At 63.8% G+C, this 24,439-nt stretch carries 23 protein-coding genes and 3 pseudogenes; 5 read left to right on the plus strand and 21 right to left on the minus strand.

The window, feature by feature from the left end; translation table 11 throughout:
- Positions 1-360: 360 nt before the first annotated feature.
- From ACQP2U_RS22685 to ACQP2U_RS22755, 15 genes and pseudogenes are all read right to left on the minus strand, one after another.
- Complete coding sequence (locus ACQP2U_RS22685) at positions 361-837, minus strand: phosphotransferase (protein ID WP_433709322.1); 477 nt, start codon at positions 835-837, stop codon at positions 361-363.
- Complete coding sequence (locus ACQP2U_RS22690) at positions 722-1,054, minus strand: phosphotransferase (protein ID WP_433716557.1); 333 nt, start codon at positions 1,052-1,054, stop codon at positions 722-724. Before ACQP2U_RS22690 ends, ACQP2U_RS22685 begins: the two co-directional genes overlap by 116 nt.
- 65 nt (positions 1,055-1,119) lie before the next feature.
- Complete coding sequence (locus ACQP2U_RS22695; RefSeq protein ID WP_433709323.1) at positions 1,120-2,358, minus strand: enoyl-CoA hydratase-related protein; 1,239 nt, start codon at positions 2,356-2,358, stop codon at positions 1,120-1,122.
- Positions 2,359-2,447: 89 nt separating this feature from the next.
- Positions 2,448-2,909, minus strand: coding sequence for a lytic transglycosylase domain-containing protein (locus ACQP2U_RS22700; RefSeq protein WP_433709324.1), 462 nt, complete (start codon positions 2,907-2,909; stop codon positions 2,448-2,450).
- A gap of 167 nt (positions 2,910-3,076) precedes the next feature.
- A pseudogene (locus ACQP2U_RS22705) lies at positions 3,077-3,220 on the minus strand (ATP-binding cassette domain-containing protein); the annotation flags it as partial.
- Between the two features lie 24 nt (positions 3,221-3,244).
- Positions 3,245-3,892 (minus strand): hypothetical protein, encoded by a 648-nt coding sequence (locus ACQP2U_RS22710; RefSeq protein ID WP_433709325.1) that lies wholly within the window; start codon positions 3,890-3,892, stop codon positions 3,245-3,247.
- A complete protein-coding gene (locus ACQP2U_RS22715; RefSeq protein ID WP_433709326.1) occupies positions 3,889-4,353 on the minus strand; it encodes a hypothetical protein in 465 nt (154 codons plus the stop codon). Before ACQP2U_RS22715 ends, ACQP2U_RS22710 begins: the two co-directional genes overlap by 4 nt.
- A gap of 101 nt (positions 4,354-4,454) precedes the next feature.
- On the minus strand, positions 4,455-5,906 hold the full coding sequence (locus tag ACQP2U_RS22720) for an MCE family protein (RefSeq protein ID WP_433709327.1): 1,452 nt from the start codon (positions 5,904-5,906) through the stop codon (positions 4,455-4,457).
- Positions 5,906-7,033, minus strand: coding sequence for an MCE family protein (locus tag ACQP2U_RS22725; RefSeq protein WP_433709328.1), 1,128 nt, complete (start codon positions 7,031-7,033; stop codon positions 5,906-5,908). Before ACQP2U_RS22725 ends, ACQP2U_RS22720 begins: the two co-directional genes overlap by 1 nt.
- On the minus strand, positions 7,030-8,241 hold the full coding sequence (locus ACQP2U_RS22730; RefSeq protein WP_433709329.1) for an MCE family protein: 1,212 nt from the start codon (positions 8,239-8,241) through the stop codon (positions 7,030-7,032). Before ACQP2U_RS22730 ends, ACQP2U_RS22725 begins: the two co-directional genes overlap by 4 nt.
- The gene (locus ACQP2U_RS22735) at positions 8,238-9,260 is read right to left on the minus strand and encodes an MCE family protein (RefSeq protein ID WP_433709330.1); all 1,023 of its coding nucleotides are present in this window, start codon (positions 9,258-9,260) and stop codon (positions 8,238-8,240) included. Before ACQP2U_RS22735 ends, ACQP2U_RS22730 begins: the two co-directional genes overlap by 4 nt.
- Complete coding sequence (locus ACQP2U_RS22740; RefSeq protein ID WP_433709331.1) at positions 9,257-10,279, minus strand: MCE family protein; 1,023 nt, start codon at positions 10,277-10,279, stop codon at positions 9,257-9,259. Before ACQP2U_RS22740 ends, ACQP2U_RS22735 begins: the two co-directional genes overlap by 4 nt.
- On the minus strand, positions 10,276-11,442 hold the full coding sequence (locus ACQP2U_RS22745) for an MCE family protein (protein ID WP_433709332.1): 1,167 nt from the start codon (positions 11,440-11,442) through the stop codon (positions 10,276-10,278). Before ACQP2U_RS22745 ends, ACQP2U_RS22740 begins: the two co-directional genes overlap by 4 nt.
- Complete coding sequence (locus tag ACQP2U_RS22750; protein WP_433709333.1) at positions 11,439-12,323, minus strand: ABC transporter permease; 885 nt, start codon at positions 12,321-12,323, stop codon at positions 11,439-11,441. The genes ACQP2U_RS22745 and ACQP2U_RS22750 overlap by 4 nt, the downstream gene beginning before the upstream one ends.
- A gap of 13 nt (positions 12,324-12,336) precedes the next feature.
- Positions 12,337-13,017, minus strand: coding sequence for an MlaE family ABC transporter permease (locus ACQP2U_RS22755; protein WP_433716558.1), 681 nt, complete (start codon positions 13,015-13,017; stop codon positions 12,337-12,339).
- Positions 13,018-13,426: 409 nt separating this feature from the next.
- Here ACQP2U_RS22755 and ACQP2U_RS22760 point away from each other — a divergent pair, with 409 nt between their 5' ends.
- A complete protein-coding gene (locus ACQP2U_RS22760) occupies positions 13,427-14,461 on the plus strand; it encodes an MBL fold metallo-hydrolase (RefSeq protein WP_433709334.1) in 1,035 nt (344 codons plus the stop codon).
- 66 nt (positions 14,462-14,527) lie between these two features.
- Here the strand turns inward: ACQP2U_RS22760 and ACQP2U_RS22765 are convergent.
- Positions 14,528-15,505 (minus strand): annotated as a pseudogene (locus tag ACQP2U_RS22765) (NAD(P)H-dependent flavin oxidoreductase).
- 67 nt (positions 15,506-15,572) lie between these two features.
- Positions 15,573-16,010: an alpha/beta fold hydrolase gene (locus ACQP2U_RS22770; RefSeq protein ID WP_433709335.1), complete on the minus strand. Its 438-nt coding sequence runs from the start codon at positions 16,008-16,010 to the stop codon at positions 15,573-15,575.
- A gap of 156 nt (positions 16,011-16,166) precedes the next feature.
- Between ACQP2U_RS22770 and ACQP2U_RS22775 the strand changes: the two genes are divergently transcribed.
- Complete coding sequence (locus ACQP2U_RS22775) at positions 16,167-16,886, plus strand: TetR/AcrR family transcriptional regulator (protein WP_433709336.1); 720 nt, start codon at positions 16,167-16,169, stop codon at positions 16,884-16,886.
- A gap of 10 nt (positions 16,887-16,896) precedes the next feature.
- Here ACQP2U_RS22775 and ACQP2U_RS22780 read toward each other — a convergent pair whose 3' ends face one another.
- Positions 16,897-17,088: a ferredoxin gene (locus tag ACQP2U_RS22780; protein WP_433709337.1), complete on the minus strand. Its 192-nt coding sequence runs from the start codon at positions 17,086-17,088 to the stop codon at positions 16,897-16,899.
- A gap of 75 nt (positions 17,089-17,163) precedes the next feature.
- Between ACQP2U_RS22780 and ACQP2U_RS22785 the strand changes: the two genes are divergently transcribed.
- The 3 genes and pseudogenes from ACQP2U_RS22785 (at position 17,164) to ACQP2U_RS22795 (ending at position 20,172) form a co-directional block, all read left to right on the plus strand.
- Positions 17,164-17,832, plus strand: coding sequence for a TetR/AcrR family transcriptional regulator (locus ACQP2U_RS22785; RefSeq protein ID WP_433709338.1), 669 nt, complete (start codon positions 17,164-17,166; stop codon positions 17,830-17,832).
- Between the two features lie 39 nt (positions 17,833-17,871).
- Positions 17,872-19,022 (plus strand): annotated as a pseudogene (locus ACQP2U_RS22790) (acetyl-CoA C-acetyltransferase).
- A gap of 1 nt (position 19,023) precedes the next feature.
- Positions 19,024-20,172, plus strand: coding sequence for an acyl-CoA dehydrogenase family protein (locus ACQP2U_RS22795; protein WP_433709339.1), 1,149 nt, complete (start codon positions 19,024-19,026; stop codon positions 20,170-20,172).
- A gap of 276 nt (positions 20,173-20,448) precedes the next feature.
- Here the strand turns inward: ACQP2U_RS22795 and ACQP2U_RS22800 are convergent, their stop codons facing one another.
- The 3 genes from ACQP2U_RS22800 to ACQP2U_RS22810 form a co-directional block, all read right to left on the minus strand.
- Entirely contained in the window at positions 20,449-21,612 is a 1,164-nt protein-coding gene (locus ACQP2U_RS22800) for a CaiB/BaiF CoA transferase family protein (RefSeq protein WP_433709340.1), read from the minus strand.
- A gap of 170 nt (positions 21,613-21,782) precedes the next feature.
- On the minus strand, positions 21,783-23,156 hold the full coding sequence (locus ACQP2U_RS22805; RefSeq protein ID WP_433709341.1) for an aldehyde dehydrogenase family protein: 1,374 nt from the start codon (positions 23,154-23,156) through the stop codon (positions 21,783-21,785).
- A complete protein-coding gene (locus tag ACQP2U_RS22810; protein ID WP_433709342.1) occupies positions 23,153-24,418 on the minus strand; it encodes a cytochrome P450 in 1,266 nt (421 codons plus the stop codon). Before ACQP2U_RS22810 ends, ACQP2U_RS22805 begins: the two co-directional genes overlap by 4 nt.
- Between the last annotated feature and the right edge of the window lie 21 nt (positions 24,419-24,439).

Raw genomic sequence — 24,439 nt, forward strand, 5'->3', positions numbered from 1 at the left:
CCAGCGGCGTGCTGGCGAGTTTGCGTGGGTCGGAAAGGATTTCGGGGACATGGAGAAGGTTCACCTCCCCGCGAAAGGTGGCCTGGAGTGTGGTGAACGGCTCTTCGACGTGGAACTCGAGACCGGCGCCTGACATCTTCTCGTTCGTCGTCGCCTCGGGCCGCGCGAATCCGAAGGCCACGCTCCCATCAGGCAGGTAGAGGCATACCGTCCGCTCGCCACGGCCCTCGTTCGGGCGGTTGGCCAATCTCACGAATCCGCTGATCCGATTCCCCGGCGAGTGGAAATGGAAGTACATGGATTCATTGAAGTTGGGCTCGGTCCCGACCGGATGCGTGTACTCGTCTTCCGGCTTCACTGTTAATCTCCATGGCTTTTCCGGTGTCTGCCAGGGCGCCCGCCGTGGATCAATACGGCCGCCTCCTCGAGCAGATAGCCGATGGTCGAATCCAGCTCGACGAGGTCGAGCGAACTGTGTTCGCCCATGGCTCCCGATCGGCGTCGTAGCAGAACGCCTTGCAGCAATGTCGCCGCCCGCCAATGCGTGAAAGCGCGATAGTAGTCGATCGAATCCACATTCAGACCGGTTGCCGCACAATACATCTCGATCAGTTCCGCCCGGTTCGGGAAGCCACCGGCGCGCGTCGGGCTCGGCATGATGATCCGCGGCTCGTCGGGACCGCGCCAGTCGTCGAGCAGCCAGGCCAGACCCGCCAGCGGATCACCCAGAGCCGCCAGTTCCCAGTCGAGTACCGCGGTGATCCGGCCGAAGTCGACGAGCATATTCGACAGTCGATAATCGCCGTGCGTTATCACCGTCCGCTGCTGCTGGGGCACCCGGTCCGTCCATACCGATCACCGTTGGGAGCGGAATACCCGTGTCGGCCAGTGCGTTCAGGATCCGCGCCTCACGCAGCACATTGTGCGCGGTCGGGTCGTGTCCGCCCGGCGGCGGCTCGCGCAGTACCCAGCCGGCTCCCGACTCGTCGCTGATCAAGCTCGTTATGTTCGACTGGCCGAAGCCGATGCGCTCGATCCGCAGCGCACCGTTCACGTCGGCACGCTCCGATAGCCAGGTCCGAATCTGTTCTGCCCGTCCGGCTTCGGTGTCCAGCAACGTTACCTGCCCTCGAAGGTGGGCTTGGATTTCGTGATGAAGCTGCGCACCGCCCTGGCTGCGTCCACCGTCGCCGCGGTGCGAGCCAGTGCGTCGATTTCGGCGGTCAGCTGTTCGGACAGTGTCGAGGATTCGGAATTCCGGAGCAGGGCACGGACTTCCGCGTAGGCACGCGTCGGTCCGGCCGCGAGGGTTTCGGCCCGGTTCAGCGCGATCTGCTCGAGCTGTTCGGGGTCGATGACATCCGAGATCAAGCCCCACTCGCGGGCTTCGCGCGCATCGAGGACGCGGCCCTGATACAGCGCCTGCGCCCGGCGCATCCCGACCAGGCGGGGCAGGTACCACGAGGTGCCGCCGTCACCGGACAGCCCCAGCGCCGAGAATCCCGTCGCGAACTTCGTTCCTTCCGCGGCGAGCGCGACATCGGCGCAGTAGACCATGCCGAGCCCACCACCGCCAACGGAGCCATGGACGGCGGTCACGACCGGCGCCGGCAATTCAGCGAAGATCCGAAGGGCTTCGTGGTACGGCGTCACCATCCGCCGCAGCGTTGTCGACAGCTCCGCCGGTTCGGTGTCGGCGAAGACCGTGATGTCTCCCCCAACAGTGAAAGTCGGGCCATTGCCCAGTATCACCAGAGCCCGCAGGTCCGATCGCGCGGCGCAACGTTGCGCGGCCTCATACAGATCGTCGGCCATCGTTTGGTCGATCGCATTGCGATGGTACGGCCGGTTCAGCCGGAGAACGGCTATCCCGTGCGTCACCGAGAACTCGACCGCGCGCAAACCACTGTCCGGGGTCAGGGCCGCACGCCATCGCTCACTGTCGGTGAGTTGGATCAGCCCGCTGATCCGGCCCTGCGTAAATGTCAGAATGTGGATGAATTCCGCGTCCAGTTTGCCGTGCCCGACCCGTGCGCTGCCGGTATAGCGGCCGGTGATCGCGAGGCGCCCATCGTCGAGCCAGTTGAATTGCGTTGGCACCGCCCGAGCCGTGTAGTGCTTGGCGACGCGACCCCAGAAATCCCGTCGCATCGCGTCGGGCCCGCGATAGACACCGCCGAGTTCGAATGGGAGCCCCTCGGTGGTCCGTCCTTCGAATCGAGAGTGCAGCAGGGCGACCAATCGCTCCCGATCCCCCGCCGCCAAGGCGTTGTACAAGTCGGCCGCCAACTCCCTGGCCGCATCCCGTTCGCGCTCCGGCAACGGAGACGTAGAACCATCGCTTTCACCGCTCATCATCGAACCCAGCTCTCAGCAAATTTCTTCTAATATAGATTTAAAACCGTAGTTCATATCGGGTTACCCGGTCAAGCGGCCACCCGTGTCCGTCAGCGTTGATCAGCCGGTTGCGGGCACAGGATTCCGCAGGGAATCGGCGGCAGACCGGGGATGATGATCATCGGCTGCTGTTGCACCGGGGGTTCGGGCTCCGACGGAGTTTCCGGCTCGGCCGACTGGGAGTCCGGCGCGGGCTGGGTAGCGTCCGTTTGCGGTTGGTCGGCGTCGGATTGCGGGAACGGCAGTGGAGCCGGTAGGGCCGACGGCAGCGGTATACCGCCACCTGCCCCGTAGAAGGCGGACCAGCGCAACACATCCGAGGCATAGGACATCGAGTTGTTGTAACGCAGGACGGCGTGTAACTCCAGGTCCGGATCGCGCAGGTCCGTGCCGCCCGCGCACAGATATCGCCCTGCGGCCAGGGCCGCGTCGAACACATTGTTCGGATCGGCGTAACCGTCACCGTCACCGTCCCTGCCCCAGGCGGCCCACGTGCTCGGCAGGAATTGCATCGAGCCGACGGCCCTGACAAATCCGCCCCGCCCATCGGCGATGGTTTCGTTGCCGGGCAGCGTGCCATCGAGCGCGGGTCCGAGAATGGGCCTGATGGTGGTTCCGTGCGCGTCGACATCGCCGCCGCTGGCATGGCCCGATTCAATCCGTCCGATTCCGGCCAGTACTTCAGAAAGACGGATTTACCGGTACCCGAGGGGCCGAGCAGCGCGCTGACCTCACCCGAAGGCAGCGTCAGTGAGACATCCTGCCAAATTCGCTGTGAACCAAAGGACTTGGTAACACCCTCGGTCATGACCTTCACGCCCATGATGAATTCCTTTCCGGGTTACTGTCAGACGGGTGTCATGTCGGAGATCAGCCAGGTCCCCGCAGCATCGGCCATGGTTACCCGGATGCGGCTGCCGTCCAGCCGCGGCCCCTGGTACTTGGTGCTGGTGGTCTCCTGATTCAGGAACAACAGCAACGTCACTTTGTCGCTGTCGGCGAAGACCACCGAGGCGCCGACGATCGTGGCCTTCGTGACGATCGAATCGCGGTGTGCGGCAGGAATGATCACACTCGTGCCGAGCTTTGCGTAGTCGTCGCGGAACTTTCCGGTGAGATTTTGTGCTACAGCAGGGAATTCGGTGTCGATGGTGTTGAAGTCGTAGGAAAGCACCTTGGGGATACGCGATTGCGCAGACTCGCGCGCGGCGCTCGTCGCTGCCACGGTGGCACCGTGCTCCGCCGCGCTCCGGGCGAAGACGATCGTGGTCACCGTCCCCGCCCCCACCAGCAGTCCGAGTACCAAGAGGGTCGCGATGGCCGAGCGGCGGCTCAACGTCGACAGCCGATGGATCCGGCGACGAATCCCGACTCGCTCGCCCGACTGCGTCCCGCCGGCTGGCGATTCCTCGTGCTGCTTGTCGTTTTCCGCATCGATCGCGGTAGCTGCCACACCGAGGTCCTCGATGTCGGCGATTGCGGTGTCGGTGGTCATGCGACGAACTCCACGTTCGAGACGAGCCAGCGGCCGTCGGAGTGGTCGAGGGTCATCTTCATGCGGTAGACCCGCTGCTGTCCCTCAGGGGCTTCGGTGTTCTTGACCGTGGAGGTGACCGCGGTCAGCACGGTGGCGTGCGCGTCATCGATATCGGCGAGGCCGGATTCCTTGACCTCACCGGTGGATTCGACCTTGGCGTTCTGCAGCACGCTGGCGAAATTGCCGGAGATCTTGTTCCACTGGTCGCGGAACGATCCGGTCGAGTCGGCGGCTATCGCGTCGAGGTTCTGTTTGGCTGAAGAGTGATTGAGGGTGACGAGCTGCACGGCAATGCGATTCGCGGCTGCCAGCGCCGCGTGATCGCGCTCGTCGGCACGGGCGTTATCGCGGACATCGAGCCCGAACTTCACGCTCACACCCGCCAGAACCAGTACGGCGATAGTCGACAGCACGACCACCCACGCGAGCCATGGCCTCGATGGCCCCCGAGGCGATTCCGCTCGGCCGGCGTCGAGTTCCCCCCGACTCGGGGCTTGCGCCGGAGCTTCTCGATCGGCTTCTACTTGATCAGCAATGATTGCCATCCCTGGTTCTCCTCTCCGTAGGCGGCATTACGGGCCGACAGCCCGAAGACATAGGTGAGACCGTCGGGGCCTCGGAAGGTGCCGTCGCCTTCGGCGTACGGCACGGCCAGTGCGGCCGGCGCGGCAGTTGGCGGTGCGGCGGCGGGCTCGGGATGCGCGGGCGCAGCCGGTGCCGCCGGCCTCGGTACCGCCACCGGCTCCGAATCACCGGGGTGCGCAAGCATTTCCGGCCAGATCGACGGCAGGCCCTTCGGGCAGTTGGCAACATCCGCGGTACGGACGGACGGATCGGTGGCGCAAGGTGTGTTGCGGGCACCGCGAATAGCCTTCGGATCGTCTGGGGCGACCTTGCAGTAGTTGTCGCGCGGGACCGCGGCCGGGCCGGTGTCGGACGGGTCGCGTCGTTGCGTTGCCTGGTACCCCTCGGTACACGGTGGCGGGTTCAGGGTATTGCCGAGTTTGACGTCCAGCGCCGCGGCCGGCGCGAGCAGATTGCCGTCGGTCTGGAATCCTCCGCCCACCACGCTGTAATCGACAGCCGCGGCGAGAGCCGGGTAGACCACCAGGATCTGGCGCAGTCCGGGAACGTTGACACGCAGCACCTGACCAACCGTCTGCAGATCGGCAAGCATGGTCGGCAGCGGTGTGCTCAGGTCCGTGAGTGTGCCCGCAACGGTGTCCGCGGCGGAGGGCCCCTGGTCGAGCACGCCGCGAAGGTCGCCTTCGCTGTGCACGAGCTGATCAGTGAAGGAACCCAGATCCCGTACCGCGGAACGGAGTTCGGTGCGCACAGAGTTACCGGTGCGCAGCAACGGTTCCGCGTCGTTGATCAGGGTGATGGTCGACCCGATATCGGCTTGGGCCAGATCGAGGAACTTCGCCGAGGACTCGATCAATGAAGCGAGTGCTGGACCAGTGCCGTTGACCGCCTGGAAGGTTTCGTCCAGCGCGACATGCAGAGAGTCGGTGGACACACTGGCCAGCAGGGCCTGCGTATCATCGAGCACCTTGCTCGTCGGGATGGGCACGGTCGTTCGTGACTCGGGAATCGCCGAGCCGTCCGCAAGGTAGGGGCCTCGCTCGTCCGCCGGAATCAGGTCGACGTACTGCTCGCCGATCGCGGACGTGCTCTTGATCGCGGCCGCCGCCGCGGCCGGAATATGCCAGCCGCTGCGCAGCTGCATCCGGACCCGGACAGTGCCGTTGTTCAGATCCACGCCGGTGACCCGGCCGACCTCGACGCCTCGGTAGGTCACCGTCGCGGATTCGTAAATCCCACCGGCATCGGCGAAATCGGCTGTCACCGTATAGGTTCCGATCCCGGTAACGCGTTGGATGCCGACGTAGTTGATCGCGCCGTAAACCAGGCTGACGGTCGCGAGCAGCGCGAATACGATCAGCTGGCCCTTGATCAAGCGGGTCTTCATCACCGGCCTCCGTCCTGGTCGGCGTTCACGGGCGCGGGCTGGCCGGCGGGACCTGTTTGTGTCGGCGCGATCAGCGGATCGACCGCCCGGTTGGATATCGGAATCAGGTCTCCGAGCGGAATACTGCCGATGATCTTGTCGCGGATGGTCTCGACGCTGAGGTCGAGGGTGAGGAACAGATTCACGTAGTCGCCCTTGATGGCCTTGTCGGCGACCGTGACCGGGAATGGGAAGGTCGCGGCGACGAGCAGGGAGCCGGTGAGATCGGACCCGGCCGCGGCCAGTTGGCTCACGACCGGCTCGAGGTTGTGCAGCTCCGCGGTGAGATCGGCGCTGCTGGACCGCAGCACCTGCGTCGCTCGCTGACCCAAGGCACCGACTCGGTCGAGCATCGATACCAGCTGTGTCTTCTGCTCGCCGAGGATGCTCAGCGCGGGTTGGATCTGCTCGATCCCGCTGCCGAGGGTGTCCTTCTGCCGGGCGAGTTCCTGGGAGAACGCGTCGAGGCTGTCAATGGCGCGCACGATGTCGTCGCGCTGGGCATCCAGGCCGTCGACGAATGTGGCCAGGCGGCTGAACGATCGATTGATCGCGTCCTCGTGACCGGCGAAACCCTGGTTCAGCTCGGACATGATGGTCCGGATCTGTTGTAGGCCACTGCCATTGAGCACGAGCGACAAGGCGGCGAGCACCTCCTCGGTCGCCGGGTACTCCGAACTCGCCGACAGCGGGATCACGTCCCCGTCGCGCAGTTGTTCGCCACCGGATGCGTCACCGGGCGTGGTGAGTTCGAGATACTGGGCGCCGAGCACACTGGTCTGCGCCAATCTCGCTTTCACGGTGGCGGGCAGGCGCACACCCTTGTCGAGCTTCAGGGTGGCCACCGCGATGTTGTGACGCACCGCGATGGAGGTGATCGTGCCGACGGTGACGTTGTCGGCCTTCACGAATGAATTCGCCACCAGATTCTGCGTATCACGCAACTCGACCTGCACGGTATAGGCAGCGTCATGAATCGCATTGCCCGGCAATGGAATCGAGTTGGCGCCGTCGAACCGGCACCCGGCTGTCAGTAACGCGCTCATGAGCAGCACGCCGCCCGCGCGCAACATGGTGGAGGATGTCATCGTCCTGCTCCCGGAATGAGTATGTCGGTCAGGCCGGGGATGGCCGGCAATCCGGGCGGCAATCCAGGAAGTCCGCCGGTCGGACTGGGCGCCGGAGCGGGTGCCGCGCCGCCCATGGCCGCCCGAGCGGCCGCGCCGAACAGGTCCCCGAAGTGCGCGCTCGCGCGCGAGCACTCTTCTCGAGGCGCGTTCACCGTGGTCAGCAGCGCGCAGATCAGCGACATCGGATCCGGGAAGTCCGGTAGCGCCAGATTGCCGGTCAACGAGTGCGACTGCGGATCGTAGATGTTGTAGAAGTTGTCGATCGCCGTCGGCCCGAGATGCAGAATCTGGGCGAGATCGTCCTCACGGTCGACCAGCAACTGCGTGATATGGGTCAAGTCCCCGACATTCTTGGTCAGCGCGTCGCGGTTGTCGGCGACGAACGTCCGGATCTGCGGCAGCATCGCCTGGAGGGACTGCAGGGCCGCAGCCAGCTGAGTCCGATTGTCGTTCAACAGATTCGATACCCCGGCAAGCTGGTTGGCAAAGGCCTGGACCTGGTTGTCGTTGGCGGCGAGAGCCGAAACGACGGCCTGCAGGTTCCGGACCGTCGCGAACAGATCCGGGCCGCCGTCGGCAAGGGTCCGCATCGCCTGCGACAGATTCACCAGTGTCTGATTGAGCGTTGCCCCATTGCCCTGCAACGCTTTGGCGGTCGCGTCGGTGAACCGGGTCAGAGTCCCGGTAGGGTCGCCGTCCTTGGGCCCGAGCTGGGTGGCCAGATCGGTGACTTGACGCTTGATCTGGTCGTATTCGATCGGTACTGCGGTGCGCTCGAGCGGGATCACCGCGCCGTCGGTGAGTACGGGCTCGTTGCCGCGTTTGGGTGTGAGCTGGATGTATCGACCAGACACCAAGGTCGGGGCGACGATGACGGCATGGGTATCGCCGGCGACCGGATGTGATATGTCGAAATGCATTGTGATTCGGACGCGATCGCCGACCGGTGTGATGTCATCGATCTCGCCCACCGGAACACCGCGCAGCGTCACCCGATCACCCGGGTAGAGCCCCACCGAGTTGGTGAAGAATGCGGTGATACGCACCGTCGAACGGTTGGGCACCCACCACGTCGCGGCAGTGGTCACCAAAGCCACGGCGATCAGGACGGCCAGGATCCGGCCGGGCAACGGAATACGGGATATACCCGCGCGCAAGGATTTCATCGGTGACTGCCTTGTCCAGGGCTTCCTGGCTGCTGCCCATTGAGGTTCGCCGGCGCGATGTTCTGCAGCAGTGCGCCGAAGAACGGTCCGCTGGCGACCGCCTCGCCGAGCTGGCCGACATACGGGCGCAGCCCGAGAATCGCGGCGTTGATGTTGTCATAATTCGTGTTGAGCAGACCCACGACCCGGTCCAGTTCGGCGAGCATCGGCGCGGTGGTCGCGGTGTTGTCCTTGACCAAGGCGCGCAGTTCGTCGCTGACGGTCTTCACGTTCGTCAGCAGCGCCCGAATGACCTGTGCTCGGTCGTTGAGCGCCGCGAACAAGGATCCGCCATTGGTCATCAGCGCGGTGAGATTCTGATTGCGCTCGCCGAGAACACCGGTGACCGAGTTCGCGTGCCCGAGCAGATCACGTAACGCGCTGTCACGGGAGCCGATCGTCGTCGACAACCGTGATACGCCGTCGAGCGAGGGCTTCAAGTTGTCCGGGAGCGTGTCCATCACCTTCGACAGGCTGTCGACCGCATCGGCCAACTGCTTCTTGTCCGTGCCCTGCAGGCGGCCGGTGAGCTGGTTCAGTGCTTCGGTGAGGTCGAATCCGGATGTGGTGTGGTGCAACGGAATTCGCTTTATCGAGCGACCGTCGCCCTCGGGCCGCAATTCGACGAACCGCCGACCGAGCGCTGTCTCGACCTTGATCGACGCCATAGTGCGGCTTCCGAGGGCCTGTCCGTGTGTATCGATCTTCAGGGTGATATCGACGTGGTCGCCGCTGAGCCCGATGGAATCGACCTTGCCGACCTTGATGCCCGAGATCTGGACCGCGTCACCGGTAGTCAGCCCGCTGGCATCGGCGAACTCGGCCACGATCGTGCTCCGCCCTGGCCACCACGGGATGTTGTCGTAGTTGAAAACAATTGCGAGCAACGCGATCACGATCCCGGTGCCGACGAGTCCGAGCCGGGCCGGATTGCGTTCGGAGAACGTCTTCGGCTGCTTGCGCTGCATCTGCTTCGTCATTTGGCTTGGCACCTTTCGGCGGGAGCGACGAACATCGGAGTGTCCTGGTAGCCACCGCCGATGGCGGGGTATCGGATCGCCAGACCGCATACGAACCAGTTGACGAAGCTGCCGTAGCTGCCGACCCGCGTGATGAGCGGATAGGTCGTGGGCAGCTTCGCCAGCAACAGCGACAATGTGCTCGAGTCGGCGTTGAGGTTGCTCGCCAACTGCTTCAGCCCCTCGATGTCACCGCCGATGGCGGGCCGGTTGTCCACCAGGAGTTGCGCGACTTCGGCTGCACCCGCATCGATTTGGTCCAAGCCCGCCGTGATGGTGGCGCGGTCGTTGTCTAGTCCGCTGATCAAGGACTGCAGATCGACGACCAGATGGTCGAACTTGTCGCCGGTGTCGTGGATGGCGCCGAGCGCGACGTCCAAGCTCTGGATCGTCTCGCCGATAACTTGGTCGCGGTCGGCGAGGGTGTTGCCCAGCGACCCCATCTGCCGGATGAAGTCGGCGATGCTCTGCTGCTGGCCGTTGAGCACCGCGATCAGGGAGGCGGACAGCTTGTTGGCGTCGTCGGGATCGAGGCCTTGCAACAGCGGCTTGAACCCGTTGACCAAACTGTCGATATCGAGCGCAGGTTTGGTCTGCGACACCGGAATCGGATCGTTTTCCGACCGCTGCCCCGAGCCGTCCGGCGCTACCATCATCTCGAGATAGCGGTCGCCGATGAGGTTCTTGTACCGGATCGCGACAGTGGAACTGCGCAGGACCTCGATGTCACGGTCAACGGTGAACGCGATCTCTGCGAGCTTGTCGTGCGCGAAGTCCACCGACTTCACCTTGCCGACAGGCACCCCCGCGACCTTCACGTCGTCGCCGACCTTCATCCCCGATGCGGAGGTGAACAAGGCGTGGTAGTCGCGGGTGGACACGAAGCGCAGGTCACCGATGACCACGACGAGCATGGCCGAGACGATGGAGGTGATCGCCAGGAAGATCGTCAGCTTCACTCCGGCGTGGCGGGCGGTCATCGGGTCAGCCCGTAGATCAGCGGGGCGAAGGGGTTGCCGATGAAGTCCTCCGCCGACCGGACCGGGCCGTACACCGTTGTGCCGGTGTTGAAATCAGTGTGGCCGAGCGGCGCACTACCGGGTCCGAAGGGATAGCCGTGGCAGCTCGGCGGATTGTCGGCACCGTTCACGGGAAGATCCTTCGCGTAGGTGTACGGCGGGTCACCCATCAAGATGGTGCCCAAGGCGTTCAGGCCCGGCCGCCCACCGCCGAACGCACGCTCGAAATACTTGCGGGCGTCATTGAGCGCGGACAGGAAGCATGGGTACGACGGGGCTTGCTCGGCGAGTACACGGGTCGTCGGCTCCAACGCCTGCACCGCGCCGATGAGGGGGGTTGCCGAGGAGTCGAGAACCGAACTGCCGGTATTGCCGAAGTTGGTGAACGAGAGCAGGAAAGCGCTCGAGCTCGCCTGCTTCTCGACGATCATGGAACTGGTGGTCGAGAAATTGCGCATCGTCGTCATCAGGTCGGGAGTTGCCGCCGCCAGCGTGTCCAGGTTATCGGCGATCAGCGGGACGTCGCGCTGCAGCGTCGGAATCGAATCGTTGAACTGCCCGAGGTAGCGGTCCAGGGCGACCATGAGGTCACCGAAACGTCCGCCATGTCCGTCCAATGCGGTCCCCAGAGCGGTCAGGGTCGCGTTGACCTTCTGCGGCTCCAGGGTTTTCAGAACGGTGAGCAGCGCCTGGAAGACATCGTTGACTTCGACAGTCACCTTCGAGCCGTCGATTACGGTCCCGGCCGACAGTGTGGTGGTCGTCGGGTGTTCAGGTAGCAGCAGTGTGACGAACTTGCGTCCAAACAGTGTGGTAGGTGCGATTTCGGCGCCGACATTGGCCGGCAGACGTCGAGCCTGACCCGGATCCAGATCGAGGGTGAGCTTTGCCCGGTCGTTGTCGAGGTCGATCGTGCTGACCCGACCGATCACCACGCCGTGCACCTTGACGTCCGATCCGGGTGCCATCAGCAGACCGGCTCGATCGGAATACAGGTATACGCGCGTGGTCGAGACGAATGTTCCACTGCAGGAGGCGATTGCACCCGTCACGGCCAAAACGAACGCGAACACAGCGCTCAGGCCCAGGGTCAGTGCGCGGCGGCGGGAGACTTCGAGTTTCATCCGGACACCCGCACCGTCGAGTGAATGCCGCCGTAGACAGCGATGCCGATGATGAGGTCGATGATCATGATCGAAATGAGCGAGGCGCGCACCGCGCGCCCCACGGCGACACCGACATCCGCCGGTCCACCGGAGGCGTGGTAGCCGTGGTAGCAGTGCACGGACATGACCACCAGCGCGAAGGCGATCACCTTGACCAGCGACCAGAGCACGTCGCTGGGCACCAGGAACACATTGAAGTAGTGCGAGTAGGTGCCCTGGGACTGGCCCGATAGTACGATGCTGACGAATTGGGTGGAGGCGTACCCCATGAAAAGCGCGATCCCATACAGCGGCACGATCGCGATCAACCCAGCGAGAATGCGGGTGGTGACCAGGTACGGCACCGCGGGCACCGACATCACTTCGAGCGCATCGATCTCCTCGCTCACCCGCATCGCACCCAGCTGCGCGGTGAATCCGGCGCCGACCGTCGCGGTGAGCGCGACACCGGCCACAACGGGAATGGCTTCGCGGGTATTGAAAAAGGCGGAGATGAAGCCGGACAACGCCTCGATCCCGACTCGGCCGAGCGAGTTGCTGCCCTGTTGACCGACTTCGTAACCGGCTGCGGCCGTGAGGAATCCGACGATCACGATCGTTCCGCCGATAACCGCCAGCGCGCCCGTGCCCAGACTGACCTCGGCCACCAGCCGAATCGTCTCGTGCCGATAGCGACGGAGAGTGCGCGGGACCCAACCGATGCCGTGCAGATGGAACGACAGCTGATCACCGAGCCCGGCGACCCCGTCGACCGGACTCGAGGCAGCACTGAAAACCCTGTGCCCCAATCGTTTCCGACGCAGCGCGTCGGAAACGCCGTATTCACTGGTTGTACTCATCTCGATGGTCCGTTCAGCTCAGCCACAGGGTGGTGATGATTGAATTGGCGAGGAACAGCAGCACGAAGCTGAAGACGACGGTTTGATTCACCGCGTCGCCGACACCTTTCGGCCCGCCCTTCGCGTGCAGTCCCAGATGGCAGGCGACCAGCGCCGCAAGCAACCCGAATACGCCAGCCTTCAGCTCACTGACCAGCAGATCCGGAATTCCGGTGAGGATCGGAATCGCGGTGATGAACTGGCCCGGAGTCGCGCCCTGTAGGAATACCGCGTATAGATATCCGCCCGTCAGGCCGACCGCGGTCACCAGACCGTTGAGGAAGACCGCCACCAGGGTGGAGGCGAGCACTCGCGGCACCACCAACCGCTGCAGCGGGTCGATCCCGAGTACCCGCATGGCGTCGATCTCCTCGCGGATGGTGCGAGATCCGAGGTCGGCGCAGATGGCCGTGGCGCCACACCCCGCCACCACCAGAACCGTCGCCACCGGCCCGATCTCGCGGATGACCGCCATGCCCGCACCGGCGCCGGACAGGTCGATGGCACCGACTTCGTTCAGCAGCACATTGATCTGGAAGATCACCATGACGCAGAACGGGATCGCGATCAGCAAGGTCGGGACGATCGACACGCTCGCGATGAACCACGACTGCTCGATGAATTCGCGAACCTGGAACGGACGCCGCGGGACCATGCGCAACGTATCCAGTGTGGTTCCGAAGAACTGCCCCACGGCACGCGGCACGATCGCGACCTTCGCCGCTGCACCGTCCCAGCGACCCGGTGCCGACCTCTCGACGGACACAGCACTGCCCACCATGAACGAGCCTTCCCGCTTCACTCCTGGTCAAATGAACAGAAGTCGTATCTATGTTTGATTAAATTCGATGACCGAAACGCTCCCGCGATGCAGAAGCGCGGGAGGTGTCTGAGCCGATGTCGCGTGATCCGAATGGGCAAGCACAATATGCGCCCCGGATCACATCGGAAGCGTAGCATAAGTCGGCTTATCCGCAAGTGTTGCACACCACTCGAACTGCGCACACTTTCTAATCTAGAGTAGATAAATATTGTCCCCGCGAAGAGAAAAGGGAGTGGCGCATATGCCGCTGGTTATCGATCAACCCGAGGATTGGACCGAACCCGGCGCTCACCAGGTCGCCCGCGGTATCCACCGCGTCCCCCTCCCACTCCCCCTCGATGGGCTCGGCACCGTCAACGCTTACGTACTGGAGACCACGGAGGGGCTCGTGGTCATCGACCCAGGCTGGTACGGTCCGCAGACCGAAACCGCCATGATCGAGGCGCTGCGCCAGCTGGGCTACCGGCTCGACGATATCGTCACCTGCCTTGCCACACACCACCACTGGGATCACTACTCCCAGGCCTATGCTTGGCGCAGCACACTCGGCTGCGAGCTGTTGGTCGGCCGGGAAGAACGCCACAGCATCATGGGATACCGGACCGATGCCGGACGCTTCCCCAATCACGCCCAGTTGCTCACCCGCTGCGGCGCCCCAGAACTCGCCCGGGCACTCGCCTACACCCCAGCACCCGAAAACGAGGTGGGTATTTCCTTCGGGGCGCCGGACCGCTGGCTCGAACACGGTGAACGAATCCGGCTCCGCCACGGGGACATCGAGGTAATCTCGACGCCCGGACACACCCGGGGCCACGTCGTGTTCTATCACGCCGACAGCCGATTGCTGTTCTCGGGCGACCACATTCTTCCGCACATCACGCCGTCGATCGGTTTCGAATGGGCGCCCGAAGCGCATCCGCTGCGCTCCTACATTTCCTCCCTCGAACTGGTGCACAGGCTACCGAACTCGGCCGTGCTGCCGTCGCACGGTCCCGTGACCACCGGCAGCCGCAGCCGCATCGAGCAGCTCCTGCACCACCATCAACGTCGGTTGGACGAAATCTGCGACGAGGTGGCGGCAGACTCGTCGACCGCCTACGAGGTGGCCCGCGCATTGCGATGGACGCGCCGGGACCTCCGACTCGACGAATTGCCGATCGACCACCAACTGTCCGCGGTTACCGAGATCCACGCGCACCTCGATGTGCTGACCATGCTCGGCCGGGTGAGCTACACCGATCGGCGCAACGTGCGCATGTATGCTCTCAGCGCGTAATCGGCTGGGCCCCATCCTCGATCGCCGGTTCGGCGGACAGCCTCAGCTGTCCGCCGAAGCACCGCGTCAAGCGTTCACCCATGCCGCTGCGGTGATGGGGTCCACCGCCTGTTCGTACTCGCCCCGCATTCGCTCCACGATCGCCGCAGTGCTCTCGACCTTGTCGATCACGCCGATACCCTGGCCCGAGCCCCAAATCTGACTCCATACCTTCGGTCTCGATTCGTCGGCAACCGAGCCGAACGTGTGTCCGAAAGCAGTGGGCAGATTGTCGGGTTCCAGCCCTGCGTCGGAAATACTGCCTCGAAGGAAGTTGCCGTGCACGCCGGTGAAGTAATTCGAGTACACGATGTCGGACGCCGCGCTGTCGACGATGCACTGCTTGTACTCGGGAGCAGCGTTCGCTTCCCGGGCCGCGATGAATGCCGAACCGACATACGCGAGATCAGCGCCCGCCGCCTGAGCTGCCAGCACCGATCTGCCGTGCGCGATCGCACCGGACAGGAGCGGCGGACCATCGAACCACTGCCGGATCTCCTGCACAAGCGCGAACGGGGACAGTGCTCCCGCATGACCGCCCGCGCCGACAGCGACAGCGACCAGCCCGTCGGCGCCCTTCTCGATCGCCTTTCGCGCGAACCGGTCATTGATCACATCGTGCAGCACCATTCCGCCGTAGGAGTGCACGGCTTCATTGACGTCCTCGCGAGCGCCGAGCGAGGTGATGACCAAAGGCACCTGATGGCGCACGCACTGCTCGAGATCATCTTCGATGCGCGTATTGCTCTTGTGCACGATCAAGTTCAGGGCGAACGGCGCCGCCTTGGGCACCCCGTCGATTGCCGCGTCGTGATCGGCCAATCGCTCGGAAATCTCCGCCAGCCAATCGTCCAGCATGCTCACCGGTCTCGCATTGAGTGCCGGGAAAGATCACAAGACGCCCGAGATACATTGCGCCACAACTAGTTCCGGACCTGAGACAATGAACATCGGGGCGGCCACGACGGGCAGTGCAAGTCGTGAGCAGAGGACATCTGGAAGCATCGGCTACCACCGTTCATGGTTCGGCCGCCGAAGCATATAGTCGGCGAGCAGCAGTTTTTATATTATCTTAAATTAATAAATGTGCTCGGGTCGACTCGGCGGTAGCGGCACTGATCGCCGCCGGCGCGGCGTTCACCGATATCAATCCAGGTCTGCTGAGCGACATAGTTGCGAAGGGGCGTGCGCTGGCCAGCCAACTTCTGGGCCAGCCAGCCACCGAGCGAGTTCCGGCCACGTGCGCGTCGGCCCATCCGGCATCGTCCATTCGACGCTCGAGGAAGTCCGCGAACCCGGCGATCGTCAGCGGCCGATCGGACTCGGGACCTCCCCAGTGGCCGGGCAGGGTCGGCGTGAGCACATCGAAGTCGGCGCTCAGCTCGTCGATTACGCCGCCCCACGATTGCCAGTTGAGGGTGAATCCGTGTATCAGAAGTAGGGGTTCACCCGTGCCTGCCCGGTGCGCTGCGAGAGGAACCACCGCCGAACGCTTCGTTGCGTCGCCCATAGTGCATCCTGTGGATCTTCAGGCTCGGTTTCGGTTCAGACAGGCCGACACAATATCTTATAATATAGATTTGAGATCTGGCCAAATCGGATAAACTGGTTCCGCAGTGTGCCGTGTCACCAAAGGCTCACGACAGAGCTGCCCTATAGTTGAACGGTGGCTAGAAAACCAAAGGTGCAGCACAACGCGACGGACGAGGATCAATCCGCGGAGACCAAATCAGCCAGGACACGTCAGCGCATTCTGGACGCCGCTGCTCATGTGCTCAGCATCAAGGGCTACGCCGGGACCCGGCTGAGCGATGTCGCCGAGTACGCCGAACTCCAGGCTCCCGCGATTTATTACTACTTCCCCTCGCGTGAAGAACTCATCGAGGAAGTCATGTGGAGTGGAATCGCGGAGATGGTCAAACATCTACAGGGCGTCCTCGATGAGATTTCCAGTGATGTCTCGCCGATCGACCGCATCATGATCGCCATCGATGCTCATCTGCGCCACGAACTCGAGCTCTCCGACTACGCGACCGCGGCGATCCGCAACAGCGGCCAGATACCCGAGCATCTGCGTGCCCGTCAACTCGCGGAAGACGCGAACTACGGCACGATCTGGCGCAAACTGATCAAAGACGCCGCCGCTGAGGGGCAGATCCGCAGCGAGCTGGACCTGCACGTCACACAGATGCTCATCATGGGTTCACTGAACTGGACCGCGGAGTGGTGGACACCTCGTCGAGGATCGCTGGAAACCGTCATCCGTACGGCACAATCGTTGATTCGCACAGGAATCGCGACAGCTGATGCGTCCGGCGAGTCCACATCGACACCGCGGCGCCGACGGGCACCGCGGAAGACGACAGCCAAGGCCGAATCCGCCTGAGCCCCAGCGGTCAGTTTACGATACGGAGCGCCTCCGTCGGGCACCCCTGCACCGCCTCTTCGACAGCGGCGAGCTCGTCGTCGGTGATGTCCTCCTTCAGCTGAACGAGTTCGCCGTTGTCGTCGATTTCGAAGAACACCGGAGCGAGGGACTCGCAGATACCCAGCCCCGTGCACTTGCTCCGATCGACCACGACCTTCATTATTGTCTCCTTTGATGCTAGTTTTGAATCGAAGATAAATTAGATTACCTCACCCGGTCAATAGACGAGGAGCCGATGATGACCATCGCATCCCCGATGAACGCCACCCGAGAACGCATCCTCGCCGCGGCCGCCCACATTCTCAGTCGACGAGGTGTCGCGGGCACTCGCCTGGCCGACATCGCCGCTCATGCTCAACTGCGCACACCCGCCGTCTACTACTACTTCCGATCACGCAACGAGCTGGTCGCCGAGGTGATGCGGGAGGGGCAGCGCCGAGTGCGCGAACATGTCCAGCACGCGATCAGCTCGGCTCCGCCGGAGACTCCGGTGATCGATCTGATCGATGCGGCCGTGGCGGCACACCTGCGTATCGAGCTGGAACTGTCCGACTTCGCCTCTGCCGTGACCCGCAATGCCGGTCAGCTACCTCCCGATATCGTCGCGTCTCTACACCTGGAAAGCGCTGCGTATCACGCGATTTGGCGCAACCTACTGGAACGGCTCGCCGGATCCGGAGCGTTGCGTCCAGGACTCGACATCGGCATAGCGCGCATGCTCGTCGTCGGGGCACTCAACTGGACAGCGGAGTGGTGGAATCCCGACCACGATTCACTCGACAATCTCATCGCGACCGCACAGTCGATCGTGCGCAACGGCCTCGCCGCAGATCGCGCCACTCCCCCACTACCCCGCGACCACGTTCGACCTCACGAGACCCGATCGATACCGTTCAAATTTTAGTCTATATTAAATTCAGCTACTTCAGTTCAGGAGGAACCCATGCCCGAGGCGTACATCATCGATGCCGTTCGCACCGCGGTCGGCAAGCGAGGCGGCGGCTTCGCTCAGTCGCACCCGGCGGATATGGCCGCGCATGTCATCAAGACGGTGGTCGGCCGCAATGAATTCGATCCCGCCGACGTCGATGATGTGATCCTGGGCTGCCTGGACAACATCGGAGCGCAGGCGGGCGATATCGCACGCACCGCCGCCCTGGCCGCGGGCCTGCCGGAGTCGGTTCCCGGTGTCACCATCGACCGCCAGTGTGGTTCGGCCCAGCAGGCCGTGCATTTCGCGGCACAGGCGGTGATGAGCGGAACGAGCGATATCATCGTGGCCGGCGGCGTGCAGAAGATGAGCCAGTTCCCCATCTCGAGCGCTTTTCAGGCCGGTGAACCGTTCGGCTCGACCGATCCGTGGACAGGCTGCGAGGGTTGGGAAGCCCGGTACGGTACGGAGGAGATTTCCCAGTTCCGCGGTGCCGAGATGATGGCCGAGCACTGGAACCTGAGCCGGGAAGCCAACGAGGCCTTCGCTTTCGAGAGCCACCGCCGCGCGTTGCACGCGATCGAGGCGGGTCACTTCACACGTGAGATCACCGAGTTCGCCGGTGTTTCGGTCGACGAAGGACCACGCGCCGACACGTCGTTGGAGAAGATGGCACAGCTGAAGACCCTGACAGAGGGCGGACGGCTCACCGCCGCCGTGGCCAGTCAGATCTCCGATGGCGCCGCGTCGCTGTTGATCGCGTCGGAGGCGGCGGTCGAGCGCTACGGATTCACTCCCCGTGCGCGTATCCACCACTTGTCCGTGCGTGGTGCGGATCCGGTGATGATGCTCAGCGCCCCGATCCCCGCCACCCAGCACGCGCTGAAGCGGGCCGGGTTGTCCATCGACGATATCGACGCGGTGGAGATCAACGAGGCATTCGCGCCGGTCGTGCTCGCCTGGCTGGCCGAGACCGGGCGGATCCCGCCAAGGTCAACATCAACGGTGGCGCGATCGCCCTCGGACACCCGATCGGCGCCACGGGCGCCCGCCTGATGACCTCGCTGCTGCACGAACTCGAGCGCACCGGCGGCCGCTACGGCCTGCAGACCATGTGCGAGGGCGGCGGTCAGGCCAACGTCACCATCATCGAAAGGCTCTGATATGCGCCGGGGTCTATACGAGGCCGACCACGAGGCATACCGCGAGACGGTTCGCGCTTTCCTCGAACGGGAGGTCGCACCCAATAAGGATAAATGGGACGAGGACCACTGGATCGACCGCGAGGTCTACAAGAAAGCCGCGGCCGCTGGCCTGTACGGACTCGAAATCGCCGAGGAGTACGGCGGTTCGGGCGTACACGACTATCGGTATCGGATGGTCGTCTGCGAGGAAGTGTCACGCGTCAACGCGCTGTCGTTCAACCTGACGATCAGCTTGCAGGACGACCTTGTCCTGCACTACCTGCTCGATCTCACCGACGACGAACAGAAGCGGCGCTGGCTGCCGGGCTTCGCCGCGGGCGAGATCATCGGCGCCCTCGCCATGACCGAGCCCGGGGCGGGTAGCGATCTGCGCGGAATTCGTACAAGTGCGGTCCGAGACGGTGACGACTGGGTTATCAACGGGCAGAAGACGTTCATCTCCAGTGGCATCATGGCCGATCTGGTGGTGGTCGCCGCCCGCACCGATCCGGATGCGGGCTCGCGTGGTTTCAGTCTCTTCGTTGTCGAACGGGATACTCCCGGCTTCGAACGCGGACGCAAACTCGAAAAGATCGGGCTGCCCGGTCAGGACACCGCAGAACTGTTCTTCGAGAATGCCCGTATCCCACGCGCGAATCTGCTCGGCGAGGAGGGAAAAGGCCTGCGGTACTTGATGAGTCATCTGCCACGCGAGCGACTCGGTGTCACGGCCAAAGCGCTGGCGACCACGCGGGCGATGCTCGACCAAACCATCGAATATTGCAAGCAGCGGCGGGCTTTCGGTCAGCCGATCGCCGACTTCCAACATGTCCGCTTCGAACTGGCCGAAATGCAGACAGAAGTCGACCTCGCCGAGGCATACACCGACAAATCCGTGCTGGCCTACAACGCGGGCGAACTCGACCCCATCGATGCCGCCAAGGGCAAATGGTACGTCAGTGAGCTCCAAAAGCGTGTAATCGACCGCTGCCTGCAACTACACGGCGGATACGGCTACATGACCGAGTACCCGGTCGCCAAGGCGTACACCGATACTCGGATCCAAACCATCTACGGCGGAACCACCGAGATCATGAAGGAACTCATCGGACGGGCGATTGCCCGCTGAACCCGATAGCAACCGGCTAGCTCCGGCTCCGCGAGGTGAACAACGCTGAGGGCCCCGGACCACAACGTCCGGGGCCCTTATCGGCTGTTCATCCGGCGACTGTATCGGCCATCTCGGCTCGAATCCCGGCGCGTCACGCTGCCTTGACCGATCGCGGCGGCCATGGACCGCTCGACAACATCACTCCGTCCGAGGAAGTGCGGAATGACCTGTCTCGCAGACGCTTCCATGCTCCGCCTGGTCTGCGTAATCGGCGCGCTCACGCCTCAGGTGTGCTCAACTTGCTACGCCACGCTCGATCAGGTTGTCCACGTCCGCGATTCCCCACTCCGTCAGGACAGCCCGGGTGTGCTGGCCCGGCGACGGCGGTGGGTTCCCCAGCGCGGTCCGCGACATTGAAAACCGCGGCGCAGGAGCAGATTGCAGCGCACCGCCGTGATCGACGATCGAGCCACGCGCCTCGATATGCGGATGTGCCGCAGCTTCGCGCAAGCTGACGACGGGAGCGACACAAGCGTCGGATCCCTCGAAGACCTCGCACCACTGCGCCATGGTCCGCGTCGCAAAAGCCGCGGCGATCTTGATCCGAATGGCCGGCCACGCGCGGCGATCATGTTGCCGCGCTGGGTCTTCGTCGATGCCCAGCCGCGCCAGCAACTCGGAGTAGAACTTGCTTTCGATCGCGCCCACCGCCACGTGACGGCCGTCGGAGGTTTCGAACGTCGTATAGAACGGCGCGCCGCCGTCGAGCATATTGGCGCTTCTCCGGTCGTTCCATGCTCCGGCGTTGAGGAAGGCGTGGATTCCGGTCAGCAGATGTGCGGTGCCGTCCACGATCGCCGCATCCACCACTTGACCTCGGCCGGTCTGCTCCGCCACCCGTAGGGCGGCCAAAATGCCCACGACGAGATACATTCCGCCGCCGCCGAAATCGCCGACGAGATTGAGCGGAACCTGTGGTGGGCCCTGGCCGTCACCGATGGCGTGCAGGGCGCCGGTCACCGCGATGTAGTCGATATCGTGCCCGGCGCTCTGTGCGAGCGGACCGGTCTGGCCCCATCCGGTCATACGTCCGTAGACCAGGCGTGGATTCCGCTTCCAGCAGGTGTCCGGTCCCAGCCCCAGGCGCTCGGCGACTCCGGGCCGGTAACCTTCCACGACGACGTCCGCCCGCTCGAGCAACTGCAGCACGACTTCGACCGCTTCGGGTTGTTTGAGGTCCAGGATCACCGATCGCTTGCCACGGTTGAGCAGATCCTGCTCCGGCCTGCCGGGAAACACACCGGCAGCCGCAGGCCGATCGATGCGGACCACATCGGCACCGAGATCCGCCAGCATCATGGTCGCGAACGGACCCGGCCCCAATCCGGCCAGCTCGACCACTCGGACACCCGCCAGCGGGCCGGAATGTTCGGTCGCGGCGGCAACTTCGTCAGTCATTGATCTTCTCCGATACGTCTGCCCCGGTCGATAACCGAAGCACCCTGCGAACCGGTGCCGAAGCCGATGGTTCGCAGGGTGCGTCGCTTGCTGTGGCCGACAGCAAGAACTTCTGCCTTGCTGCCATCGGGTTGTTCTGACAGCAAGGAGCTTTCATCACACCGACCGCGCTAGAAGACCTTGCGCATGATCTTCATCGCGAAATCGGTGTACGGCGGATAGATAAGCCGAAGATCTGGGCGGAACGTCTTCTTCAGCACCGCTTTCCGGTGGCTCAGCGCCTCGAAGCCCCAGCGACCGTGATATGCGCCCATACCACTCGCACCGACACCGCCGAAGGGGAGTTGCGGTACCAGGTAATGCATCGCGATGTGGTTGATCACCGCACCACCGGATGGGATTTCGTCGACGAGGTGCTGTTGCACCGCCGCCGATCCGCTGAAGAAGTACGCGGCAAGCGGTTTCGACCGGCCATTCACGAAAGTAATGGCATCGTCCAGACTTTCGTAGGACAAAATCGGCAGGATGGGCCCGAAGATCTCCTCTTGCATCAGCGGCTCCTTCGGATCCGGATCGATGACCACGGTCGGCTCGATCGACAACGACGAACGAGTGCTCCGTCCGCCGACCGCCACCGTGCCCCGCGTCTTCTCGAGGTATCCGGCGAGGCGGTCGAACTGTCGCTCATTGACGATGCGCCGACCGTCGGCACTACCGTCGCGCTCGAACTCGCCGATCCGCTCGACGATCTTGTCCACCAACCGATCCCGAATCCGGTGATCGGCGAGGACATAATCCGGCGCGATACACGTCTGCCCCGAGTTCATGAATTTGACCCAGGACAACCGGCGTGCGACAACATCGAGATCAGCGTCGGCGGTGACGATCACCGGGCTCTTACCACCGAGTTCCAATGTGACCGGGGTGAGCGTCGGTGCCGCGGCGGCCATTATCTTCTTGCCGACCTCGGTGCCGCCGGTGAAGATCGCGTGGTCGAATCCCTGGGCCAGCAGTTCCTGGGTCACGTCGGCGCCGCCCTCGACGACCGCGACCGCGTCCGTGTCGAAGTACTTCGGTACCAGCTCGGCCAACAGCGCCGAGGTCGCCGGGGCCAACTCCGATGGCTTGATCACCGCGCAGTTGCCCGCGGCCAGCGCCGCGATCAGCGGTCCCAGAGTCAATACGACCGGATAGTTCCACGGCCCGATGATCAGAACCACCCCGAGCGGTTCGTACTGGATCCACGCCGAGCCCGGATACTGGATCACCGACAACGGCTGCCGCTGCTTTTTCATCCAGCCGCGCAGGTGCTTGATCGCGTAGACGGCTTCGCCTCGAGTGGAGGCGATATCACCGAACCACGCCTCCTGCTTGCTCCGGCCGAGATCCTCGGCGAGCGCCGCCGCGACCTCGTCCTCCTGCTCATCGAGCAGCCTGACCAAATTTCGCAACTGCTCGAGGCGCCACTCCAGGCCGCGGGTCCGCCCCGAGGCGAACCCGCGCCGCATCCGCTCGACTGCCGCGGTGACCGGTTCGGCGCTCATCGCAGCGTCGCCGGAAGATGCTTGACGGCGTGGACGAAATTGCCGACCAGGTAGGACGGTTCACCTACCTGAAGATTCGGCGCGCGGTGCAACAGCTGGTCGAAGATCTCGCGCAGTTGGATCTTCGCGACGAAGTTGCCCATGCAATAGTGCGGGCCGCCACCGCCGAAACCGACGTGCGGATTCGGCGAGCGAGTGATGTCGAAAACGTGCGGATCGGTAAAGACGGACTCGTCCCGGTTGCCGGAGGAGAACATCGTGGCGACCCACTCCCCCTTCTTGATCTCCTGCCCGCCGAGCACCGTGTCCTGGGTCGCAGTCCGGCGGAAGGTCATCACCGGCGTCACCCAGCGCACCAATTCCTCGGTGGCCGTACCGACTCGGCCGTCGAAATCCTCCAGCAGCAGGGCCTTCTGTTCCGGCAAATCCTGCAGCGTCTTGATGCCGAGCGAGATCGTGTTCCGGGTGGTGTCGTTGCCCGCGACCGACAGCAGCACGAAGAATGAGGCGATCTCGTCATCGGTCAACCGGATGCCGTCGACCTCCGCCTGCACAAGGTTCGTCATCAGGTCCGAAGCCGGGTTCTTGCGCCGCTCCTGCGCGAATTCCATTCCCATCATCAGCAGTCCGACGAGGGAATCGTTGAGCAGTTCGACCGGTGCGCGACCGGCGGCGACATCCTCGTCCGCCCAGGCGACCATGGCATCTGCCATATGCGCCGCCTCGTCCCGTTGCGACGCGGGCAGGCCGAGCATCTCGTAGATGGTCCACATGGGCAGCCGCTTGGAGACCTGGTGCACGAAGTCGAACTCGTCGTCACCGACCGCGAGCATATCGTCGACGATGACCCGGGCCTGGTTCTTGATCTGATCGTGGATCTTGGCCACCTGCTTGGGGGTGAACGCCGAGCTGATCAGCTTGCGCAGCGCGGGGTGCCGTGGCGCGTCCAGCGCCAGGAACGAGGACGCGGCCTCGAGGATGTCCGCAGGCACTTCCTCGAGTTGGACGCCGAGGCCGGAGCAGAAGATGTCCGGTTTCTTGCTGACCTCGGTGATCAAGCGATGGCTGGTGACCGCCCACACGCCCGCGTTCTCCGGGGGCATCAGCGCTCCTTCGATCGGCGGGTGCCAGCTGACCGGCCGTTCGGCGCGCAACACGCGGAAGGTCTCGTCGCGCTCGGCGGCCGTCTTCGACCAGAACGACAGGGGCGAGATGCTCAGCGGATCGTGGGCCCGCGGAGTTGATTCGATTGCTGTTGTCATATCAGCACTCCTTGGAAGATG

The organism is Nocardia sp. CA-084685, from assembly GCF_050955785.1.
Taxonomy (GTDB): Bacteria; Actinomycetota; Actinomycetes; order Mycobacteriales; family Mycobacteriaceae; genus Nocardia.

Bases quoted from the DNA above. Each gene is read 5' to 3' on its own strand.
- ACQP2U_RS22725 (WP_433709328.1), bottom strand. From the start codon at position 7,033: ATGACATCCTCCACCATGTTGCGCGCGGGCGGCGTGCTGCTCATGAGC.
- ACQP2U_RS22750 (WP_433709333.1), bottom strand. From the start codon at position 12,323: ATGAGTACAACCAGTGAATACGGCGTTTCCGACGCGCTGCGTCGGAAA.
- ACQP2U_RS22720 (WP_433709327.1), bottom strand. From the start codon at position 5,906: ATGAAGACCCGCTTGATCAAGGGCCAGCTGATCGTATTCGCGCTGCTC.
- ACQP2U_RS22745 (WP_433709332.1), bottom strand. From the start codon at position 11,442: ATGAAACTCGAAGTCTCCCGCCGCCGCGCACTGACCCTGGGCCTGAGC.
- ACQP2U_RS22695 (WP_433709323.1), bottom strand. From the start codon at position 2,358: ATGATGAGCGGTGAAAGCGATGGTTCTACGTCTCCGTTGCCGGAGCGC.
- ACQP2U_RS22755 (WP_433716558.1), bottom strand. From the start codon at position 13,017: ATGGTCCCGCGGCGTCCGTTCCAGGTTCGCGAATTCATCGAGCAGTCG.
- ACQP2U_RS22700 (WP_433709324.1), bottom strand. From the start codon at position 2,909: ATGCAATTCCTGCCGAGCACGTGGGCCGCCTGGGGCAGGGACGGTGAC.
- ACQP2U_RS22785 (WP_433709338.1), top strand. From the start codon at position 17,164: ATGATGACCATCGCATCCCCGATGAACGCCACCCGAGAACGCATCCTC.
- ACQP2U_RS22710 (WP_433709325.1), bottom strand. From the start codon at position 3,892: ATGACCACCGACACCGCAATCGCCGACATCGAGGACCTCGGTGTGGCA.
- ACQP2U_RS22730 (WP_433709329.1), bottom strand. From the start codon at position 8,241: ATGAAATCCTTGCGCGCGGGTATATCCCGTATTCCGTTGCCCGGCCGG.
- ACQP2U_RS22810 (WP_433709342.1), bottom strand. From the start codon at position 24,418: ATGACAACAGCAATCGAATCAACTCCGCGGGCCCACGATCCGCTGAGC.
- ACQP2U_RS22740 (WP_433709331.1), bottom strand. From the start codon at position 10,279: ATGACCGCCCGCCACGCCGGAGTGAAGCTGACGATCTTCCTGGCGATC.
- ACQP2U_RS22770 (WP_433709335.1), bottom strand. From the start codon at position 16,010: ATGGGCGACGCAACGAAGCGTTCGGCGGTGGTTCCTCTCGCAGCGCAC.
- ACQP2U_RS22805 (WP_433709341.1), bottom strand. From the start codon at position 23,156: ATGAGCGCCGAACCGGTCACCGCGGCAGTCGAGCGGATGCGGCGCGGG.
- ACQP2U_RS22795 (WP_433709339.1), top strand. From the start codon at position 19,024: ATGCGCCGGGGTCTATACGAGGCCGACCACGAGGCATACCGCGAGACG.
- ACQP2U_RS22800 (WP_433709340.1), bottom strand. From the start codon at position 21,612: ATGACTGACGAAGTTGCCGCCGCGACCGAACATTCCGGCCCGCTGGCG.
- ACQP2U_RS22760 (WP_433709334.1), top strand. From the start codon at position 13,427: ATGCCGCTGGTTATCGATCAACCCGAGGATTGGACCGAACCCGGCGCT.
- ACQP2U_RS22780 (WP_433709337.1), bottom strand. From the start codon at position 17,088: ATGAAGGTCGTGGTCGATCGGAGCAAGTGCACGGGGCTGGGTATCTGC.
- ACQP2U_RS22735 (WP_433709330.1), bottom strand. From the start codon at position 9,260: ATGACGAAGCAGATGCAGCGCAAGCAGCCGAAGACGTTCTCCGAACGC.